The 21,227-nt window shown below is 66.0% G+C and carries 18 protein-coding genes; all 18 read right to left on the bottom strand.

The window, feature by feature from the left end; translation table 11 throughout:
- Position 1 precedes the first annotated feature (1 nt).
- Positions 2 to 1,576 carry a xanthine dehydrogenase family protein molybdopterin-binding subunit gene (locus ACQR1X_RS14320; RefSeq protein WP_434899063.1) on the bottom strand — a complete coding sequence of 525 codons (1,575 nt, stop codon included), beginning with the start codon at positions 1,574 to 1,576 and terminating at the stop codon, positions 2 to 4.
- A 12-nt stretch (positions 1,577 to 1,588) separates the two neighbouring features.
- Entirely contained in the window at positions 1,589 to 2,068 is a 480-nt protein-coding gene (locus tag ACQR1X_RS14315) for a (2Fe-2S)-binding protein (protein ID WP_316216171.1), read from the bottom strand.
- A gap of 3 nt (positions 2,069 to 2,071) precedes the next feature.
- Positions 2,072 to 2,893, bottom strand: coding sequence for an FAD binding domain-containing protein (locus ACQR1X_RS14310; protein ID WP_434899062.1), 822 nt, complete (start codon positions 2,891 to 2,893; stop codon positions 2,072 to 2,074).
- A 15-nt stretch (positions 2,894 to 2,908) separates the two neighbouring features.
- Positions 2,909 to 3,352 carry an SRPBCC family protein gene (locus ACQR1X_RS14305; protein WP_315802954.1) on the bottom strand — a complete coding sequence of 148 codons (444 nt, stop codon included), beginning with the start codon at positions 3,350 to 3,352 and terminating at the stop codon, positions 2,909 to 2,911.
- 4 nt (positions 3,353 to 3,356) lie between these two features.
- Entirely contained in the window at positions 3,357 to 3,794 is a 438-nt protein-coding gene (locus tag ACQR1X_RS14300) for an SRPBCC family protein (protein ID WP_315802953.1), read from the bottom strand.
- Between the two features lie 6 nt (positions 3,795 to 3,800).
- Complete coding sequence (locus tag ACQR1X_RS14295) at positions 3,801 to 6,698, bottom strand: flotillin domain-containing protein (protein ID WP_434899061.1); 2,898 nt, start codon at positions 6,696 to 6,698, stop codon at positions 3,801 to 3,803.
- Between the two features lie 74 nt (positions 6,699 to 6,772).
- The gene (locus tag ACQR1X_RS14290; RefSeq protein ID WP_315802951.1) at positions 6,773 to 7,618 is read right to left on the bottom strand and encodes a phosphoenolpyruvate hydrolase family protein; all 846 of its coding nucleotides are present in this window, start codon (positions 7,616 to 7,618) and stop codon (positions 6,773 to 6,775) included.
- A 5-nt stretch (positions 7,619 to 7,623) separates the two neighbouring features.
- Positions 7,624 to 9,843 carry an ABC transporter permease gene (locus tag ACQR1X_RS14285; protein WP_316237906.1) on the bottom strand — a complete coding sequence of 740 codons (2,220 nt, stop codon included), beginning with the start codon at positions 9,841 to 9,843 and terminating at the stop codon, positions 7,624 to 7,626.
- The gene (locus ACQR1X_RS14280; protein ID WP_434899060.1) at positions 9,836 to 10,618 is read right to left on the bottom strand and encodes an ABC transporter ATP-binding protein; all 783 of its coding nucleotides are present in this window, start codon (positions 10,616 to 10,618) and stop codon (positions 9,836 to 9,838) included. The genes ACQR1X_RS14285 and ACQR1X_RS14280 overlap by 8 nt, the downstream gene beginning before the upstream one ends.
- A complete protein-coding gene (locus ACQR1X_RS14275; protein WP_434899059.1) occupies positions 10,611 to 11,699 on the bottom strand; it encodes a branched-chain amino acid ABC transporter permease in 1,089 nt (362 codons plus the stop codon). The genes ACQR1X_RS14280 and ACQR1X_RS14275 overlap by 8 nt, the downstream gene beginning before the upstream one ends.
- 1 nt (position 11,700) lies before the next feature.
- Positions 11,701 to 12,711, bottom strand: a complete 1,011-nt coding sequence (locus ACQR1X_RS14270; protein ID WP_315802949.1) for a branched-chain amino acid ABC transporter permease — start codon at positions 12,709 to 12,711, stop codon at positions 11,701 to 11,703.
- A gap of 199 nt (positions 12,712 to 12,910) precedes the next feature.
- Positions 12,911 to 13,735, bottom strand: a complete 825-nt coding sequence (locus tag ACQR1X_RS14265) for an AraC family transcriptional regulator (RefSeq protein WP_434899058.1) — start codon at positions 13,733 to 13,735, stop codon at positions 12,911 to 12,913.
- Between the two features lie 119 nt (positions 13,736 to 13,854).
- Complete coding sequence (locus ACQR1X_RS14260) at positions 13,855 to 15,105, bottom strand: ABC transporter substrate-binding protein (RefSeq protein ID WP_434899057.1); 1,251 nt, start codon at positions 15,103 to 15,105, stop codon at positions 13,855 to 13,857.
- 317 nt (positions 15,106 to 15,422) lie between these two features.
- Entirely contained in the window at positions 15,423 to 15,776 is a 354-nt protein-coding gene (locus ACQR1X_RS14255) for a hypothetical protein (protein ID WP_315803163.1), read from the bottom strand.
- Between the two features lie 197 nt (positions 15,777 to 15,973).
- Positions 15,974 to 17,296 carry a lysine N(6)-hydroxylase/L-ornithine N(5)-oxygenase family protein gene (locus tag ACQR1X_RS14250; RefSeq protein ID WP_434899056.1) on the bottom strand — a complete coding sequence of 441 codons (1,323 nt, stop codon included), beginning with the start codon at positions 17,294 to 17,296 and terminating at the stop codon, positions 15,974 to 15,976.
- Between the two features lie 18 nt (positions 17,297 to 17,314).
- Positions 17,315 to 18,376 (bottom strand): GNAT family N-acetyltransferase, encoded by a 1,062-nt coding sequence (locus ACQR1X_RS14245; RefSeq protein ID WP_434899181.1) that lies wholly within the window; start codon positions 18,374 to 18,376, stop codon positions 17,315 to 17,317.
- Between the two features lie 133 nt (positions 18,377 to 18,509).
- Entirely contained in the window at positions 18,510 to 20,243 is a 1,734-nt protein-coding gene (locus tag ACQR1X_RS14240) for a cyclic peptide export ABC transporter (protein WP_434899055.1), read from the bottom strand.
- A complete protein-coding gene (locus ACQR1X_RS14235) occupies positions 20,240 to 21,223 on the bottom strand; it encodes an alpha/beta hydrolase (protein WP_434892584.1) in 984 nt (327 codons plus the stop codon). Before ACQR1X_RS14235 ends, ACQR1X_RS14240 begins: the two co-directional genes overlap by 4 nt.
- Between the last annotated feature and the right edge of the window lie 4 nt (positions 21,224 to 21,227).

Raw genomic sequence — 21,227 nt, 5'->3', positions numbered from 1 at the left:
GTCAGCGCCTCCTCGTGCCGAATACCGACGAGAACCGCGTCGCGCCGTGTGCGGGAGCCGGTGCCGGGCCCTGTGGGGGTGGTGACGGTGGCTCAGGAGGTGGAGAAACCGGGAGCCCTCGGTCGTAGCTCGTGCGCTGCTGCGCCGGCGCAGGCCGCGCGCTCACCGGCTCACGCGGCGTGGAGGGAACGGCGGCCCGCGCGCCGCCGCCGTCCTTGCGCGACGACATGCGGCGGAATTCCTCGCGGATCGGCCATTTGGCCTTCTCGGCCGCAACCTGGACGCATTCGATCAGGGCGGTGTTCTTGGCCTCGCGGCGATGCGCCTTCATATCGCCGTCGCGATAGGCGTTGAGGATACGAAACTCCATCGGGTTCATGCCGATCAGATGCGCGAGCTTGTCCATCTGGCATTCGAGCGCGAAGTCCATACCGGTGATGCCGAAGCCCCGCATCGCGGTGGCCGGCGTGCGGTTGGTGAAGATACAGTAGATGTCGCCATGGACGTTCGGGATCGTGTAGGGCCCCGGCAGGTGCGCGGCACATTTGACGACCGCGTAGCTCGACAGCCGCGTATAGGCGCCAGAGTCGAAATAGCCGCGGATCTGGCGCGCCACGATGCGGCCGTCGCGCATGACCCCGTCCTTGATGTAGATGCGCTCGGCGCCGCGGGGCGGCCCGAACTGCATCTCCTCCTCTCGCCCGAGCACGTAGCGCACCGGGCGCCCCGTCAACATCGCAGCGAGAATGGCGAGCGGCTCGGTCAGCGTGTCGACCTTGCCACCGAAGCCGCCACCGACCGTGCCGCCGATGAAGTGGAATGTGTTCGACGGCAGATCGAGGATCTTGGCGCAGGTGTCGAGCGAGAAGAACAGCGCCTGGGTCGAGGTATAGACCACGTAGCGGCCGTTGGTGTCGGGCGCGGCGATCGAGCCGTTGGTCTCGACCGGCGCATGCTCGATCGGAGACATCTGGTAGCGCTGTTCCAAGACATGATCGGCGCCGGGGAAGCCACGCTCGACGTCGCCGAAGCGCAGCTTCTGATGATCGTAGCGCTCGTGATAGGTGAATGTGTTCTTCGGATAGGTCTCGTTGACGACGGGCGCCCCCGGCTTCAGCGCCTCCTCGACGTCGAACACCGCCGGCAAGGTCTCATAGTCGACGCGTACCCTGGCCGCCGCCTCGGCCGCCGCGCGCGGCGTCTCGGCGACCACGGCGACGATCGGCTCGCCGCGGTACCGCACCTTGTCGACGGCGAGCGTCGGTTCGTCGTCCTTGCCGAAATTGATCAGGCTGAGCAGCGTGTTGAGATTGCGCGGCACGTCGGCGCCGCGGATGATCCGCCGCACGCCCTCGCTCCGCTCGGCCTCGCTGGTGTCGATGCGGCGCAGCCGCGCATGCGGCTGCGTGGATCTGACGACCTTCAGATGCAGCATGCCCTGCAGCTTGTGATCGTTGAAATAGGTCGAGGTTCCCGTGACGTGGCCCAGCATGTCCTGGCGCTGGGTGCCCTTGCCGACCTCGTTGAGATTGTCGTCGCGCTCGTCGGCGAAGATGTCCTTGCGCAATTCCAGCATGGCAATCTCTCCTCACGCGCTCGCGCGCAGCGACGCAGCCGCCGCCAACACCGCATTGATGATCGGCTCGTATCCGGTGCAGCGGCAGATATTGCCGGAGATGGCCTCGACGACCTGCTCGCGGCTCGGCTGCGGGGTCTTGTCGAGCAGGGCCTTGGCCGCCATGATCATGCCCGGTGTGCAATAGCCGCATTGCGCGGCGAAGCCGTCGGCGAACGCCCGCTGCAGTGGATGCAGGTTCGGCCCGGCCTTGATGCCGTCGAGCGTTTCGACCACACGGCCCTCGACGGACTCCGCCAGGGTCAGGCACGAGAGATGAGCATCGCCATCGATCAGCACCGTGCAGGCGCCGCAGCCGCCCTGGCCGCAGCCGAATTTCGGCGTGACGTCGCCGATCATCTCGCGCAGCACGACCAGGAGGTTGGTGCCACCTTCGACGAACAGCGCGACGTCGCGGCCGTTGTGCCGGAATTGAAGGGGAGTCTTTGTCATGGCCTAGCTTTCCTGCCCCGACAACAGCCGCCGCAGATGCACGCCCGCGACCTCGCGGCGGTACCACGCGCTGGCCAGCGAATTGTCCGTGGGAGCCGTCCCCTCGCCCGCCGCCGCAGCCGCCGCGCTGATCGCGGTGGCATCGAGCGGACGGCCTTCGAGCGCGCGCTCGGCCGCCTTGGCGCGGATGGCGGTCGGGGCCATCGATCCCAGCGCGATCCGGGCCCCCGTCACGCGACCGCCGCCGAGGGGAACATGCGCCGCGATCGTGATCACAGATCCGCCCTTCGGCTTGATGCGGGCGATCTTGCGATACCGGAACGCATCCACCGATGCCGGCCGAATGCAGGAGACCGCAACGACCAGCGCACCAGCCTGGCGATCGCGCGACTGCAGAAACTCTTCCAGCGGCATGTCCCTGACGCCGAAGCCGCCCTGCACCGAGACCATGCCGTCCAGCGCCAGCAGCGCGACGGTGAAATCGCCGAACGGCGCCGGCGCGAACAAATTGCCGCCGACGGTGCCCATATTGCGGACCGCCGGCCCGCCGATCGAGCGCGCCGCCGGATGCAGGAACGCAAGCTCGCGCTCGGCCAGCACGCGGGCAAAAGTGACCGCGGCACCGATGCGGATGCGCGCGCCGGCCGTATCGATGCTCTGCAGCGCGCGGTCGGTGGCGCGGACCAGGGTCGCAATCGAGACGTCGCCCTCATTCAGATCGCGCATCACCAGCGTGCCGCCGCCGAGATAGCGGGCTGCGCGATCGGACGACAGCGCCGACGCCGCGTCGCTCGCGGCCTGAAACGTCTTCACCGTGACCGGCATCGGTTCACCTCTTGCTCATGCCGCCTGCTTCAGATGCGATCGGATCGCCTCGAAGCCGGCCTGGTAGATGTCTTCCGCCACCATGCGCGTCAGAGCCTCGGCCTGCTCGGGCCGCGTCGTGAAGCGGCTCTCCCAGTGCCAGAAGGTGCGATCACCATCGGTGACCGGCAGCAGCCGGACATGGGCGACGTAGTTGAACAGCTGGATCGGCGTGTCGAGCAGGCAGTAGCTGAAGCTCTGTTCGAGATCGGACAGCGCCAGCAGTTGCTCGCGCAACTCCGACCCGTCCTTGAGCCGGAAGCGCCTGACGCAGCCGATCTTGTCGGACGTCTGCGAGCGCTCGATCGCCGAGGTCGCCACCGCCGGGTGCCAGCGATCATGACCGTTGAAGTCGCGCAGCACCTCCCACACCCGGTCAGTCGGCGCGTCGATGATGGTGCTCTTGACGACGTGCGGCACGGCGTCAGCCTCCGAACGCCCGCTTGAGCGCATCGAAGCCGCCCTGGAACACGCCGCCGCCGATCGAGCCGGCCAGGTCGGCCTCGCGCTCCGGGGCGCAGTCGAACTCGGCGGTCCATTCCAGGAAGGTCTTGTCGCCGTCGGTAACCGGCGTCAGGCGCAAGGTCGCGACGTAGTTCGACACGCCCATCGGCGATTCCAAAATCGAATAGGTGCAGAACATGTCGTAGTCGGACAGGCCGAGCAGCTTCTCGCGGATGCGGTCGCCATTGCGCAGCCTGAAATCCCTGACACAGCCGATCTTGTCGGCGGGCTCGCCGCCCTCGATGCGGCTCTCGGCAATCGCCGGATGCCAGTTCGGCAGGCCGTTGAAATCGCGCACCCGCGCCCACACCCGGTCGTTGCGGGCATTGACGACGGTGGAGACGTAGACTCTCGCCATGGTGCCTCACCCCTTCTTGCGCGGACCGCGGTCGGCTGGCAGCTCGGATGGGCTGGCATCATTTGCTCCTCCTCCGCCGCCTGCATCCTTGCGCGCGGACGTCTCTTTCCGGATGCCCTGCATGTCCCTGGCTTCGCGGATCAGGCCGGGCATCTTGGCGAGGCTGCCGCCCTCGACTCCGATGTCGGAGAGGATGGAGTCGATCAGCGGCGCCTGCACGCGGTAGCGCAGCGCGGAGTCGATCACCTCGTCGGTCGCGCTGCGGCCGCCATTGCCGTTGCCGCCATTGCCGTTCAAGCCGTCGACCTGCAGGATGCGGATGCCCTCGATCTTCTCCATCGGCTTGACGCTCTCGCGCACGATGCCCTCGATGCGGTCGAGCAGCTTGCGCCGGAACAGCGAGTAGCGCGCCTGATCGGTCAGGACGTTCTCGGCCTCGTTGAGCAGCTTCTGCGCTTCGGCTTCGACCGCGGCACGAACCCGCTCGGCCTCGGCCGCGATCCGCGTCTCTTCGGCCTGCTTCTCGGCGAGCAGCACCTCGACGGTCTTACGGCGGCGGGCGATCTCGCTCTCGCGCGCGGTGACCACTTTCTCTGCCGCTTCCGTTGCGCGCGTGCGCGCCTCCTCGGCCGCGACCTTGGCCGCGGATTCCTCCAGCGACTTCTGATACAGCGCGATCGCCTTCTCCATCAGCGCAGTCTCGACGTCCTTCTCGCGATTGACTTCGAGCTTGCGCAGCTCGCGCTCGCGGCCGATGCGGGCCTCGTCGAGACCGCGATCGGAGGCGATGCGGGCGCGTTCGACCTCCTCACGGGCCGCGATCTCGGCCTCCTGCAGCGACTGGACGCGCGCGACCTCGAGCTGCTCGATCGCCCGGCGACGCTCCAGCCGGACAGCCTCCAGCGCCTGCTCGCGCGAGACATCGGCGGTCTCGACCTGCTTGCGCGCAACGATCTCGGCTTCCTTGACCTGGCGATCCGCATCGATGCGCTCGGCGCGCTTGGTAGCGAGCTCGATCACGCGGGTTTCGTCGGCGAGCTCGATCGCCTTCTTCTGGTCGATGTTGAGCACCTCGCGCGTCCGCGACGAGGCGATGCGCTCGGCCTCCAGCGCCAGCTCGACCTCGATGCGACGCCGCTCGACCGCCTCCCGACGCTTCAGATCGGCGGCCTCGACGGCCTCCGTGCGCTCGATCTCCAGGCTGCGCGTCTCCTTCTCCGACTGGATCCGCTTGGCTGTTACAGCTAGCTCCTGGGCGATGCGGGCCGCTTCGATCGCCTCGCGCGAGGCGATGTCCGCCTCCTCGATGGTCCGGATGCGCGCGATCTCCAGCGCACGCACCCGCTCCTCCTGCGCGATGCGGCTGGCTTCCGTCGCCTCGCGCGCAGCGATGCCGGCGATCTCGACGCCCTGGTTGCGCTCGATCTCCAGCTTGCGCGTGGCGTGCTCGGCAGCGATCCGTTCCGCCGACAATGCCTGCTCGCGCGCGATCCGGGCGGCCTCGACCGCCTTCTGCGCCTCGATCTCGGCCTCCTGGATGTTGCGCACCTGGGCAATCTCCGTGGCGCGGGTGCGCTCGTCGGAGCTGATGCGCTCCAGATTGACGGTCATGGTCTGCGCGATGCGCGCCTTCTCGGTCGCCTCGCGCGCGGCGATCTCCGCCTGCTCGACCGCGCGGGTGCGTTCGATCTCGCGGCGGCGTGTCTCCTCGTCATTGGCGATGCGCGCATCGGAGACGACGCGATCCTGCTGGATCCGCGCCTTCTCGACCGCCTCGCGCGCCGCGATCTCTGCTTCCTCGATGGTGCGGGTCCGCTCGATATCGCGTTGGCGCACCTCGCGCTCGGATTCGATCCGCGCGGCATCGATGGCCCGCTGATTGGCGATACGAGCCTTCTCGATATCCTCGCGCGCCAGCAGCTCCCTCTCTTCGACGGCACGCGTCCGCTCGATCTCGCGCTGCCGCGTGTCGCGCTCGGCCGCGATTCGGGCCTCGGCAATCGTCAGCTCGTTCGCGATCCGCGCCTTCTCGATCGCCTCGCGCGCCATGATCTGTGCCTGCTCGGCCTCGGTCTCGCGCAGCGCCCGCTCGCGCGCCACTTCCGTCCGCTGCAGGGCGCGGCGCATCTCGATGTCGCGCTCCTGCTCCAGCCGCGCCGTCTCGCTCTCGCGCTCGATATCGAGCGCCTCGCGCTCGGCTTCGAGGTTGCGGGTGCGAATCTTGATCATCGAGTCCTGCTCGATGTCGTTGCGCAGCTTGCGCTTGCTCTCGATGTCCTCCATCAGCCGCGTCAGGCCCTCGGCATCGAACCGGTTCGAGGGGTTGAAGAATTCGAGGTCGGTCTGGTCGAGATCGGTGATCGCGACCGATTCCAGCTCCAGGCCATTCTGCGCCAGCGCCTCGGAGGCAGCCGCCTTCACGCGGGACACGTAGTCGCCGCGCTCCTCGTGCATCTGCTCCATCGTCATCTCGGCCGCGACCGCGCGCAGGGCGGAGATGAACTTGCCGGAGAGCAACGCGTGCAGTTTTTCCGGTTCGAGCGTGCGCCGGCCGAGCGTCGCGGCCGCAATCGACACCGCTTCCCTGGTCGGCTGCACACGCACGTAGAAGTCGGCTTCGACGTCGACCCGCATGCGGTCACGCGTGATCACGGCGTCCTGCTTCGCTCGCGTGATTCCCATCGGCAGCACGTTCATGTTGACCGGCGTATAGTCGTGAATGAACGGCATCACGAAGGCGCCGCCATTGATGACGACGCGCTCACCCATGAAACCGGTTCGGACGAAGGAGACCTCCTTCGACGAACGATGATACAGCCAGTTGACGATGTAGACTGCGACCACGATGACGATGATCGCGATGATCAGCCAAAGGATCAGCTCACCGATCAGAACCCCGGACATCTCATTCCTCCCTCAGTCTCCGTCCGGCGAGCGTGGCGCCAGGCGCCAGGGCTGCCGGATCTCGTGTTGTCACCTCAGACGCGGCGTGGCCGCGCGCTGATTGCCTTGAAATGTCGTACCTGCTCCGTCAGCGCGCGCTCCACCGGCAGCCGCTCCATTGAGGAGGCGCCGTAGAAGCCGTGGCAGTTCTTGGTGTGCTTCATGATGAAGTCGGCGTCGGACGGCTCCGCGATCGGGCCGCCATGGGCCAGAACCAGAATCTCCGGGTTGACGCTGAGCGCGGCCGAGGCCCAGCTGTCGATCAGGCCGGGGCAGTCTTCGAGCTTGGGCGCGGTCTGCGCGCCGATCGAGCCGCCGGTTGTCAGACCGAGATGGCAGACGATGATGTCCGCGCCCGCGATCGCCATGCCCGCGGCCTGGGCTTCATTGAAGACGTAAGGCGTCGTCAGCAGGTCCTTGTCGTGCGCGCGCCCGATCATGTCGATCTCCAGCGCGTAGGAAATGCCCGTCTCCTCGAGGTTGGCGCGGAAAGTGCCGTCGATCAGGCCGACGGTTGGGAAGTTCTGCACACCGGAGAAGCCGAGCGACTTCAGCTCGTCGAGGAACACATCCATGTCGCGGAACGGGTCGGTGCCGTTGACGCCCGCGAGCACCGGGGTCGACTTCACCACCGGCAGCACCTCGCTGGCCATCTCGACCACGATGGCATTGGCGTCGCCATAGGCCATCAGGCCGGCGAGCGAACCGCGGCCGGCCATGCGATAGCGGCCGGAATTGTAGATCACGATCAGGTCGATGCCGCCGGCCTCCTCGCATTTGGCCGACAGGCCGGTGCCGGCGCCGCCGCCGATGATCGGCACGCCACGGCGCACCATGTCGCGAAACTTCTTCAGCAGCGGTGCGCGCTCATATCTCGGCATCACCATCACCTCGCCTGTCTGCGCCGCGCCGGCAGCCGCCCGAGCATCGGCCTGACGGCACCGACGATCGCTGCTGCGAACTCATTGTCGTTGATGTGATGCGGCACGCGGATCAGGCGCCGGTTCGAGGTCTGCCGCACCGTCTGTTCGAGGCTGCGAAACAGCGCCTCGTCCGCCTCGCGATCGAAGAACGGCTGTCCCTGTGCATCGAGGGCCGACACGCCCTTCTCGGGCAGGAAGAACCTGACCGGCCCGTCCATGCGGTTGAGCCGCTCGCCGATCCAGCGCCCCATCTGCGCGTTCTCCGCCGCCGTCGTCCGCATCAGCGTGACCTGCGGGTTGTGGACATGAAACTTGCGGTCGCGATAGCGCTCCGGAATGGTCTCGGGCGCACCGAAATTGACCATGTCGAGCGCGCCGACCGAGCCGACATAGGGAACGCGGGTGCGGATGATCGCGCCGAAGCGATCCTCGGTCGCCGGAAACACGCCGCCCATCAGCAGGTCGCAGACCTCGGTCGTGGTGAGATCGATGACGCCGGCGAGCATGCCGGAATCGACCAGCTTCTCCATCGAGCGGCCGCCGACGCCGGTGGCGTGGAAGACGAGGCACTCGTAGTCGTCGCGCAGCTCGGCGGTGAGCTTCTGCACCGCCGGCGTGGTCACGCCGAACATGGTGATGCCGATCGCGGGACGTTGCGGTCGGGTGCGATCAGCGACAGCGGACCGTTGCTCGCGCGCCATCACCATGCCGGCAAGCGCATGCGCGCCATTGCTCAGCACCATCAGCGAAATCGAATTGAGTCCTTGGACGTCGGTGACCGAGTACATCATCGCGATGTCGGCCGGCCCGACATAGGCGCCGACGTCTCCCGAGGCGACCGAGGAGATGATCAGCTTGGGCACGCCGACGGGGAGCTCGCGCATGCCAGGTGCGACCAGCGACGTACCACCGGAGCCGCCCGCCGAGATGATGCCTGCGACATTGTCCTGCCGGCGCAGCCAGCGCGCGAACGCGTCGGCCATGGCCGTGACGGATGCACCGCGATCGGTGCCGAACACGGCGGAGCCGCCGCGCGGATGATTGAGCGCGACCTCCTGGGCCGAGACGTCGCAGCTCGTATGGCGTCCGCTGGTGGAGACGTCGACCAGCCGGGTGCGCAGCCCGTGGCTCGCGACGAGATCGCGAATGAAGCGCAGTTCGTCACCCTTGGTGTCGAGCGTGCCGGCGACGATCACCGCGGGCGGACCTGACGCGATCGGCACGGCGCGCTCACGGCCCTGGCGCGCGGCCTCGTCAAGCCGGCTGACGCTGGTGGAGAGCGTGCGCGCCTTGGCCTCGATCTGCGCGATCGGCACCGGCTGCGACCAGCGCGTCGGCAGCACGGGATTGGAGACGTAAACCTTGACGGGCGCAGCTTTCGGCGTCGTTGGCGCCGCCGCACGTGCGGCGGGCGCGTCGCCGTCCTGCCCCGTGCCGAGATCCGTCTCGTCGCCGGCATGCTGGCCGACGCCGAGCAGGCGCTGCTGCAGCTCGCGGTCGGCGGCGAGCCGGGCCGAGTCGATGATGCGGTTGATGCGGCCATTGACCATGATCGCGACGCGGGCCGAGATTGCGGTTGCAACGCCGATGTTCTGCTCGATCACGAGCACCGCCATGTCGCCGTCCTGGCCGAGCCGGATCAGCATCTCCTCGACCTGGGCGACGATCACCGGCGCCAAGCCCTCCGTCGGCTCATCCATGATCAGCAGCTGCGGATTGGTCAGCAGCGCGCGCGAAATCGCCAGCATCTGCTGCTCGCCGCCGGACAACTGCCCGCCGCCATTGTTGCGGCGCTCGGCGAGCCGCGGAAACGTCTCGTAGACGCGCTCGACAGTCCAGGCGCCGCGGCGCTGGCCGGCCGCGAGCCGCAGATGCTCGTCGACGCTGAGCGAGCGCCACAGACGCCGCCCCTGCGGCACGTAGCCTACGCCGAGCCGCGCGATGCGCGCGGGATTGAGGCCCGTGATATCCTCTCCCCGCAGCCGCACCGTCCCTCCGGACGGCCGCAGCAGGCCCATGATGGCCTTGCACAGCGTCGTCTTGCCCATGCCGTTGCGGCCGACCAGCGAGAACACGCCGCTGTCGAGCCGGAGGTCGACGCCCTGCAGCGCATGCGAATGGCCGTAGTAGACGTCGAGGCCGCGGACCTCGAGCGCAGGCGCGGAGCGGCGGATATCATTCATGGCCGCCTCCGAGATAGAGCTCCTGCACCTCCGGATCGGATTCGATCTCCTGCGGTGCGCCCTCCTTGAAGATGCGGCCGTTGTGCATCATCGTCACGCTCTCGACGACGCGCAGCGCCACGTCCATGTCGTGCTCGATGATGATGTAACCGATGTGCGGCGGCAGCGACGTCAGGATCTCGACCAGCTCGCGCCGCTCGGTCGGCGACAGACCCGCCGCCGGCTCGTCGAACAGGATGAATCGGGGCGCGCCGGCCAGCGCCAGCGCGATCTCGAGCTGCCGCTGCTGGCCATGGGCGAGCTCCGAAACCAGTTGATCACGCACCGACGTCAGATGCACGGCCTCGATCAGGCGCTCGGCCGCCTGCATCAGGGCGTCATTGGCGCTGGGACGCAGCATCGAGAAGCGCGCGCGCGAGACGCCACGGCATGCCAGATAGACATTGTCGCGAACCGACAGACCGGGGAACAGTGCCGAGATCTGGTAGGTGCGGCGCAGCCCGCGGCGGATCCGCTCGTAGGGCGGAAAGGCGGTGATGTCCTCGCCGAAGAAGCGGATCGTGCCTGACGTCGGCAGGAAGTCGCCGGTCACGCAGTTGAACAAGGTGGTCTTGCCGGCGCCGTTCGAGCCGAGCACCGCGCGCCGCTCTCCGGGCCGCACCGTGATCGTGATGTCGGTCAGCGCGGCGAGCGCGCCGAACATCCGCGTCACGCCACGCAATTCGAGGGCTGCGGTCGAGCCGAGCGCTGAGAGCCGGTCCGCGACCCTATCCATGGCCGTGACCTCCCGGACGGGGCCGCTCCTCCGTGCGCTGGCCGCGTTTGCGCCACCGCTCATAGAGGCCGATGACGCCGTCGGAGGACCAGAACACGATGGCGAGGAAGCCGAGCCCGATCAGCAGCCGGAACCGGTTGCCGTCGAGCCCGACCTTGACCAGGAAGTCGAGCGCGAAGGTGCGCAGGATGACGAAGATGAACGCGCCGATATACGGCCCGACCGGCCGGGTGATTCCGCCGACGACGGCGACGATGAGAATGTCGATGCAGCGCTCGACCGCGACCGATCCGGGCGATATCTGCCGATAGTTCCAGACCTGCAGCACGCCCCCCATGCCGGCGATCAGGGCCGCGAACGCATAGGCGGCGATGCGATGCGCATTGACGTTGAAGCCGAGCGCGGCCATGCGCCTGGGATTGTCGCGCACGCCCTGCAGCGCCAGGCCGAACGGCGCGCGCGACAGATAGAGCACAGCGAAATAGCACAGCGCGGCCACCGCAAGCGTCAGGTAATAGAACGCGATATCCGTACGCCAATCGACGCCGAGAACATGCGGCGTGGCGATCGTGTTGATGCCGGTGTGGCCGTTGAAGATCGCCCAGTTCTGGTTGGTGAAATAATAGAACGCCGCGCCGATCGCGAGCGTGATCATAATGGTGTAGATGCCCTCGGTGCGCACCGCCAGCGCACCACCCAGCGTGCCGAACAGCACCGCGAGCACCAGCGCCACCGGCGTCGCCAACCACCACGGCCAGCCGAGGCTGATATTGGCGTTGCCGCTGACGCCGAACACGGCAACCATGTAGCCGGCAAAGCCCGCGATCGTCAGCTGCATCAGACTGACCATGCCGCCATAGCCGGCGAGGAACATCAGGCTCAGCGCGATGGTGCCGAGGATCAGGGTCGTGCCGAAGATCTCGATCAGGAAGAAGCCGTTGGCGATCAGCGGCATGATCAGCAGCAGCGTGGCGACCGCCCAGGCCCAGGGCTGCTCGGTGGCCGACCATGCGACCGGCTGCCGTGCGGCGCCGCCTGCCAGCATGCTCTCCCGCGCGCGTGCCTCCTGGATCAGCGACATCTCATCGCCTCGCCAGCAGGCCCTGGGGCCGCAGCGCGAGCACCAGCACCATGATCAGGAAGGTCACGACGATCGCATAGGTTGGGATGTAGACCGAGCCGAGCTGCTCGGCGAGCCCAATGATCAGCGCGCCGAGCGCGGCTCCCGGGATCGATCCCATGCCGCCGACGATGACGACGACCAGCGAGGCCAGCAGAAAGCGCGTGTCCTCGCCGGGTGAGATGGACTGGAAGGTTCCGCCGACCACGCCGGCAATGCCGGCCAGCCCCGCGCCCAGTGCGAACACCAGCACGAAGACGAGCTGGATCTGCACGCCGGTTGCCGCCAGGATCTCGCGATCATCCACGCCGGCCCGCACGATCATGCCGACGCGGGTGCGGTTGAGCGCGAGCCACATCGCAATGCCGATCACGACCGAGCCGCAGAAGATCACCAGCCGCACCAGCGGATATTGCAGGAACACCGCCTCGCCCGACGATTTCATCGCCGTCATCAGCGGCAGCTGCACCGGCCCGATCAGCCAGGCCGGCGTCTGGATCTGATAGAAGTCGCCGCCGAACGCCCACAGCATCAGATCGGCGAACACAATCGAGAGGCCGATCGTCACCATGGTCTGGCGCAGGTCCTGCCCCTCCATGCGGCGGAAGACGAGCAGTTGCAGGAGAACACCGATGGCCGCGACGACGATGAAGGCGGCGACGAAGGCGAGGATCCACGACCCCGTCGCGGCGGACACGCCGTAGCCCACATAGCCGCCAAGCAGATAGAGCGAGCCGTGCGCAAGATTGACGTTGCGCATCAGGCCGAAGATCAACGTGAATCCGCTCGCGACAAGGAAATACAGTCCGCCCAGCGTGATGCCGTTGAAAACCGCACTCAGGAACACCTTCTTGCGGCCGATCGCCTCCTCGAGCCCCGGCGGCCACACGGCGAAGATCAGCCACGCCAGCAGCGCCAAGGCGAGGAGAATGATGAGGGACCAGATCGGGTGACGCTCGATGAAGCGGCTCATCACCCCTCCCTCAGGATACGAGGGACGGATCCGTCGTCACAGCGGAAAGGCGCATTCAGCCGAAGATCGCCGGGTCTGCCGGCCATCGCTCGTCCTCCCTCGTCGGATCCTTCTGCGGATCACGTTGCCCAGAGTGTAGCGGCAGACGAGAGTGCGCACTTGATCGACAGTCTCTTTTCGCGCGACGCGCAGCAGCAGGTCAGGCGCGCAGCACTTTTGCAGCGCGGCGATAGTCGGTCGGCGCCATGCCGACATTGCCGGCGAAGAAGCGCGTGAAGCCGCTCTGCGAGGTGAATCCGAGATCGAAGCCGATATCGGCGATCGGCGCTTCCGTTGCCACGACGGCATCGAGCGCTCGCTCCATCAGCAGCGTATTCAGATAGAGATTGGGCGTCACACCGGTCTGGCTGCGGAACAGCCGATAGAAATGAGGCCGTGACAGTCCCGATTCGCGGGCGATGTGATCGAGCTCGATCTCGGCGCACGGACTGTCCGACATCAGCTTGATGCACTTGCGAACACGAAAATCCGTCACTTCCGCGCATGGCCGTTCGGGCATCTGCTCCGAGACGCGCCAGCTTTCCTCGTAGCAACTGTCGATGAGCTGCCTCAGCTCGCCATCGAGACAGCCGAGCGATGGCGCGCCACATACCAACGCTGCGGTGCGGCGAATACAGCGATCGAGCGCGGCAGTCCGCCGGAAGCAGGTACGGCCAAACCGCAGGCCCTGCTCGCGCGCAGCCGAGGGCGTGAACCACTCCGCATTGACGTAGAGCACAAAAAAGATGGCGCCGTTGTCGATGTCGTTCGGCAGGAAATTGTGCGGTTCCCACGGATTGACCGCGACGATCCAGTCCTCACCGATCTGATAGTGCTGGTCGCAGACGTCGATGTCGGCCGGCGTCCCACCAACGTGAAAGATCAGATGTCCCTCGCGATGGGCATGCAAATTGAATGGCCGATTGAGCTGATAAACCGTCGCACGGCCGAAGCGAGCATGAAAGACGGCGAGCGCCCTACTCATCACTTCCTCACCGAAATGGCTTTTATTATTCGTCAGCGTCGATCATTGCATGTCAGAAAGCAAGGGACGCGACGACGCGGCCCGAGCCCGCTCGAGCCGCGCCGCTCCCTGTCGAAAGGTCAGTACTTCTTACATTCAGGCACGGTGCGGCTCGGCAGGCCGATCTTGGCGAAGGTCGCGGCGTCGTATCCCAGCGTCTGGTTGACGTCGGGGATCACCTTCACGACCTTGCTGAACAGCGCGCCCTTGCCGTCGTCGACCACCTCGGTGACGAAGTTGGTGCCGATGGCCTGGCGGTTGGCGTCGAGCCTGATCTTGCCGTTGGGGGCATCGATCTCGATCTTCGCCAGCGCCGCCTTGAGCTTGGCCTGGTTGTTCGACAGATCGCCATTGACCTCGCGCAGCGCCAGGATCAACGCCATGGTCGAGCCATAATAGTTGGTCGCCAGCAGCGACGGACTCGGGAAGCGCTTCTCCGGCGGGAACGAGTCCTGATAGGCCTTCACGAACTTCTGCCAGCGCGGATCCTCCCAGGTATCGGCCTGACCCGATGCAGCAATCGTACCGATCAGGGCGTTTTTGGCATTTCCCTTGGACGACAGGATGGTCTGGTCGATCATGATCGAGCCGCCCATCAGGTGCGCCTTGCCGCCGGCCTGTTGATACTGGTTGAGGAAGTTGACGGCATCGGCGCCGCCGAGGCCGAGATAGATCGCATCGACATCATCGGGCAGCGCCGCGATCACCGACGCGAAATCCTTGGTGCCGAGCGGGACCCATTGCCGGCTGGTGATCTTGCCGCCCAGGCCGCAGAACTCCAGCGCCAGGCCGAACACCTGGGTGTAGATGAAGGAATAGTCCTCGCCGACGGTCGCGATCTTGCGGTAGCCCTTGGTCTCATAGGCGTATTTGCCGAGGCCGACCTGCCATTGGGCGCCATCCATGTTGAAGCGGAAGAAGTTCGGCGCGGGATCGACATAGGTGGTCTCCTGCGCACCCGACGCGGCGTTGACGAAGGTCAGCTCGGGGTGCGTCTTGGCGAAGTTCTTGACCGCGATGCCCTCGTCACCCGACAGCGGCGACAGCAGGATCTGCACCTTGTCCTGCTCGATCAGCTTGCGTACGGCACGGACGGCCGAGTCCGGCGTGGCGTCGGTCGACGCGACGACGAATTCCAGCTCCTTGTCGCCGACCTTCTTACCCAACACGTTCAGCGCGGTGACATGTCCGCGCATTCCGTCCTCGCCGAGCACGGTATAGGTGCCCTCCAGCGTCGCGGTGACGCCGACCTTGATCTTCTCCTGCGCGAACGCTGTGCTGGACAGCAAAAGCGCCGTGAACACGGCGATACCTACACTTCGCATGTGCATCGAACTCCTCCCTTGTCGCCCATTGCTGGGGCACACGAGCGTGTGCCGGCCACTGTTTTCTTGGCCATGTTGGCAGTGGACCTTCCCGTCGCCTCGCGTCATCTCTGACGAGCGACGGTGAGCCCCCATCGACCGCGGAGGCTAGCGGATGAGCCGAGCCCCCGCGCAACCCGCCCCGCCTCGACCTTGACGACGAGTCTCATTTTCCATGATGCGACGCGATAACGCCCGCGGTGCATTCCGTGTGCATCGCGGTCCCGTCAGTGCCTCGATGGGAGTCTCCGGTGGGCTCGCCGCTCAGGCAGAGCCCGAGCCGTTCAGCCGCCTCGGCCTGGCTCCCTCGGGAGCGTCCTGCCGTTCAATCGTCGCGTTCGTACCGCCACCCGGGAGCGCCGGACACGCCGCTTCCGAAACTCCAATCCGCACATGACGATATCGATGCTTTCATTCGGACGCCGCAAACGGCGCCCATGGAACGCGAGCCATTTCTCGACCTGCCGCACGACCACGCGGCCGAGGTCCAGCCGCCGCACCAACTCGTCGCGCGTATGCAGCGAGGCGATGTCGACGATGTAGTCGAGCCGTTCCGACATGGTCCGCCCGACGAGCCGCGCGTATTCACTCGACACCAGCAAGGTTACGGCCCGCTCAGGCAGATGCGGCTCACCCATTTCCATTCCTGCACTCCACCGCACCCGCCGGCCGACCCGAGATGTCGGCAATCCAGCAATTGCAGGCACGGCGCCCCCCGATGACAATTCGACCGCGACACGACAGGGACGCCCCGATCGTTGCGGCAATATCCTTCCGTCTCATTTCATGACGCCGCACGCAGCGCGCTCATCGCGGCCTTGCATTCGGCCGTCCATCACGAATACACGCGCTCCTGATCGTGAGACTGCGCCGCGTCCTGTTCTGTTGCCGACACCAGCGACTGTGTGATCTCCTGTGCCCGCATCGGCAGCACCGACAAGAGTGTGTCGCTGAGGCCGTGCGAGGTTTCGGCGCAGCCCTGCACGTAGACCTGCGGACGAAACGCCGGGCTCGTCTGCAGACGATAGTCGCGGTCGAGCGACGCCGATTCGATGTAGCGGCTGATCGGACCGAGACACGCCGGGATCGGAGATCGCTCGTAGCCGGTGGCGAGCACGACAGCATCGTACGCGGCCCGGCGGCGAACCTCTTCGTCCTTGTTGACGATCTCGAGCACCATCCCCTCAGGGGAGGCATAGGCTGCGACGATCTCGCTGCGCGGATGGAGAGCCAGTTTCCGAGCGCCGGCAACCCGCTGCTGGTACGTCATCCGGTAGAGCTGATCGAGCAGATCGGGGTCGACCACCGCATAATTGGTATTGCGGAAGCTGCGGACGATCGTCTCGCGCTGCCGATCGGACCGCGAATGAAAATAATCGGTGTAGTCCGGATTGAAGATCTCGTTCACGAACGGGCTGCTGTCCGCCGGCTTGAGCGCGTGCCCACGGAAGACCAGATCAATCTGGGCGTCCGGAAGCCGCTCGCTCAGATCGAGCGTGACCTCAGCCGCACTTTGCCCACCGCCGATGACTGCCACCCGCGGCGACCGGCCATCCGATCCTGCCGCAAGCGAGGAACTCAGATAGCCGCTGGTGTGCACGACCCGCGGATCCCTCGCGATCGGTTGAAATATGGAAGGGATGTGCGGCACACCGCCGACGGCCGCCACGAGGTGACGCGTCACGCGTGATCGCTCCTTTCCGTCAGCCATGCGCGTGAGCACACGAAGCGCGGTGACGGATTGACCGCTATGCACGGGCTCGACAGACTCGACCGTTTCTCCGTAGGCAACCGTGGTGCTGAACTGGCCTGCGACCCATCGGAGATAGTCGTTGAACTCGATCCGGCTCGGATAGAACGTCTTGCAGTTGGTGAAGTCGAGCAGCCGGCCGGATTTATGCAGGTAGTTGACGAAGGTGAACGGACTGGTCGGATCGCGCAGCGATACCAGGTCCTTGAGGAAGGAGATCTGCATGTTGCTGCCGGGCAGCAGCATTCCGCCATGCCATTTGAAGTCCTGCTGCTTTTCCAGGAACACGGACCGGCATTTCAGACGCTGCTGTCTGAAGCAATCGTCGAGCGCGATCGCCAGTGCGAGGTTCGATGGCCCGAAGCCGACGCCGACGATATCATAGTCAGGGGCAGGATGATACGACATGGTGATGCTCCGTCCGCGCTAGGCTTCTGTGGGTGCTTCCTTGGCCGCCGGCTGCCACAGCCGGTCGCCGAAGAAGCGCTCGCGCAGCAACATGACCAGGGTTGCCCGCTTGTGGGGGAATTCGAAGTTCTTGAGCCGGGCAAACCCCGCCAGATCCAGGTTGCGAAGCTGCTGGGAATGTGCCGCCGCCGGCTCGCCGACGACACGTTCGGTGCGACAGTCGTCGAGGAACATGTAGTGCATGAGTGAGGGAAGCCAGGCCGTGATGAAGCGGCGGCCCCGGAAACCGTCCTCGCCGACGATCACGTGCCAGCCGCGATCATAGTCCGCCGCGTCGTAGAACGGTGCGATACGATTTTCCTTCGCCCAGTAGAGCTCGAAATAGCCGAACGGCTGATCTCCGAAGCAGCCGATCAGCGGCACCATGTGCGGGTCCGACATGATCCGTGACAGATATTGCCGGTGCTTGTCGATGTCCCCCGCTTCGTTCCAGAACGAGTCCACCCGCGGATCGTTGAGCCAGCGGTGGACCAACGGGAGATCGTGAGCGATGTCGATGACGCGAAAGCTGACGACGTCGGACAGCCAGGGAATGAAACGGGCGTAGACGGTGCCGACCGGCTTGGGCGGCCGCCGCGGATGGCGCCTGCCGTCGGTCATCGCGTAGGACTGTGGAAACGCCGGGCGCGCGGCGTCCGTCAGCCAGTTTTCGCGAAACTGCATCACCATGTCCGGATACAGCGCCAGCCTGCCGTCGGTCACCACCGCGAGGCCATCGTTCGCAAGGGCCGATGCTGCTGCCGTGTTGTCGTCGAGTGCAAGGTCGAGCCTCTGCAGCGACGGCGTCCAGGCAAAGACCGCTTCGGCCATTGCCGCGGCTCCGCGCGACAGCCGGCGCCAATCATCGACCCCGTCGTGCACGATCAGACGCGTCAGTTCACCATCCGGCCGAAGCGCCAGCAGTGGCGCGCCGTCCGCGATCACCCGAAGCCCGTCATCGTCGCGAACGACCGACATTGTCGCGTCGGTTGCGACAGGGAATGTCCGGATACTGCCCGTAACGCTCGCGGTCGCGCTCATGCGAACTCCCTCCCTCTCATTGATCTGCACGGGCGTCATCTCTGTCCACTCCCGCTCAGGATGTAGATCGGCCGGCACGACGAAGACAACAAAGTCCGTAGCGCTGTTTTTAGATTAACTACAAAGATGCGGCTCACGGCTTCGATGCTCCAAGCGATGCAGCGGGTTCATGCAGAACAGTCGTAAGCGTGCGCTGCCTTTGTGCCGGCTCGCGGCGTTCCGCGGCGTCGCTGGCGTCAATCCGACCGTCGCGCAGACGCACGATCCGATCGGCGCAGTGGAAGTAGCGATCGTCGTGCGAGATCACAATGATCGTCTTGCCGAGACGTTTGAGGTCGGCGAGCAGCTCGGTGTAGAAGATTTGGCGGAACGCCGGATCCTGATCGGCCGCCCATTCGTCGAACACCAGCACCGGCCGTCCCTCGATCCAGGCATTGATCAAGGCGAGCCGCTTGCGCTGGCCCGTCGACAGGTCGGTGGTGGAGAACGCGCCGCCATGGATCGAGACCTTGTGAGCGAGCTCGAGTCGGTCGAGATAGCGATGTGCGAGGTCAGGCGGCTGGTTGCTCTGATGCGCCAGGGTGTCGAACAGGAAATAGTCCGAGAATATCGTGGTGAAGAGCTGCCGATAGTCATCGCGGGTCTCGCTGACGACGGGATTGCCGTCGCGCAGCAGCACGCCGCGGTCCGGCACATAGAGTCCAAGCAGCAGCTTGATCAGCGTCGTCTTGCCGCTGCCGTTCTCACCGACGATGAAGACGATCTCGCCGCGGCGAATGCGAAGGTCGATCGGTCCGATGACAAAAGGGCGTTCGGATGACGACGCAGGGAATGCGTAGGAGACGCCGCGCAGCTCGATGGATTCGATCTGCTCAGCGGTCCGATCCTGGGGATCATCGAGCAGTTCAGCCTCTGCGGCGGTGAAACGCTCCGACAACTCGGCGATCCGGCGCATCGCAACCTGGGCGCGGCCGAGCGACGGCAGCATGCCGATCAACTGGTCGATCGGTCCGCGCATGAACAGCAGCACCAGCACGAAGCCGCTGGACACCGAGGCCGGGCTGCCGGGCCACAGCAGTGGACGCAGCACCAGCGCGGTCCCGATCACCAGAAACAGCAGAACCGTCCCGAGCGCACGCGCCGTCACCAGCAGATTGATCGCCTTGATCTGCACGTCGCCGATCCGGTCGACCGTCCGTCCGATCAGATCGACATGGACATGGCGCCGGCGCTGGCGATGAAGGCGAAGCTCCTTGGCACCGTCGGAGATCGCGCGGTAGTGCTTCTGCAGATCGTCTTCGTATTGGCGCGCCAGATTGAAGCCCGTCATTCCGCGCTTGCGGGCGAGGTAATGGATGAACGACCCGAGCGCGATCAAAGCTGCCGTGACCAGGAACAACGGCCACGACAGCACCGCGAGGTAGATCAGGCAGCCGGCGACGATGACGCCGGACACCAGGAAGGCGGGAAAGAAGAAGGCGAAATCGCTGATGGCATCGACGTCCTTGGTCAGGACCGGGATGAGGCGGTGCGACCGATAGGCTTCGAGCTGGTCGATCGGCGCCATCAGGATCTTGGCGGCCAGCGACTTGCGCAACGAGGCCACGATCCGCTGCCCGACGATATTGGCGCTGATGTCAGAGCCAACCGACCCGATCACGATCAGGATGCAGAGACCCGCGAACGAGGCAATCAGGCCGCCGACGTCGCCTGCGCCTGCGTAAAGGCCGCGGTTCACCACGGCGAGCAGACCCGCAACGCTGGCGCCGCCGAGCAGGCCAAGCAGGATGGCTGCCGCCAGCAGCAGCCAATACGGCCGCAGCAGGCTTCCGACGTTGGCGATTGCCGGATTGGATGGCGTCATCATCGGCCGCCGGCTCCCATTCGTGTGGCGAAGACAGCAGCGAGCTTGTCGCCGATGTCGGCGCGGGCCTGGAGGGCGTCGGGCACGACGTTGCCCATGCGCAGGAACTCGTGGACCATGCCGGGATAGACCTTCAAGTCCACAGCGACGCCGGCCTCGCGCAAGCGTGCGGCATAGGCCTGCCCCTCGTCGACCAGCGGATCGAACTCGGGCAGCATGATCAGCGCGGGTGCGACGCGCGTGAGGTCGGAGGCCGCCAGCGGCGCAAATCGCCAGTCGTGGCGATCAGTGCCTTCGGGCAGATAGTGGTCGAAGAACCAGTCGACGGTCTCGCGCTCGAGCAGATAGCCCGAGCCGTAGTTCTCGTAGGAGTCCGAAATCTGCTGCGGGCTGAGCCCGGGATAAGCGAGGACCTGAAGGATCGGCTGCGGCAAGGCCCGGTCGTCGCGCGCGGCGATTGCCAGCGCCGCGGCCAGCGTTCCGCCCGCGCTGTCGCCGCCGATCGCGACTCGCCGCGGGTCGAAGCCAAGCGCCGGCCCCTCGCCCCCGATCCAGGTGAGCGCATCGACGCAATCCTCGAACGCCGTCGGAAACCGATGCTCCGGCGCCAGCCGATAGTCGATCGACAGCACCGCCGCGCCGCTGTCATCCGCGAGGCCGCGGCACAGCGGCTGGTGCGAGTCGAGGCTGCCGACGACGAAGCCGCCGCCATGCATGTAGAGCAGCACGGGCATCGGATCGGCGACATCCAACGGCCGCGCTGCATAGAGCCGCCCTGCAATCTCCATCCCGTCGCGCATCGGCAGCGCAAGCTGCCTCTCGAACGCCAGCGGCGGCGGATCGACATCCAGCAGCGGCGAGGAGGCGTCGAAATCGGCGCGCGCCTGCGCCGGCGTGAGTTGCGGAAACGGGATGCGCGCGCCGGTTTCGGTTCCGAGCTGGATCATCTCGAGCAACGCGGCGATATCAGGGTGAAGGCTCATGACC

The organism is Bradyrhizobium sp. HKCCYLRH3073, from assembly GCF_051167995.1.
Lineage (GTDB): Bacteria > Pseudomonadota > Alphaproteobacteria > Rhizobiales > Xanthobacteraceae > Bradyrhizobium.
The sequence above is the reverse complement of the archived record's forward strand: the minus strand, read 5'-3'. Positions and strand labels throughout refer to the sequence as shown.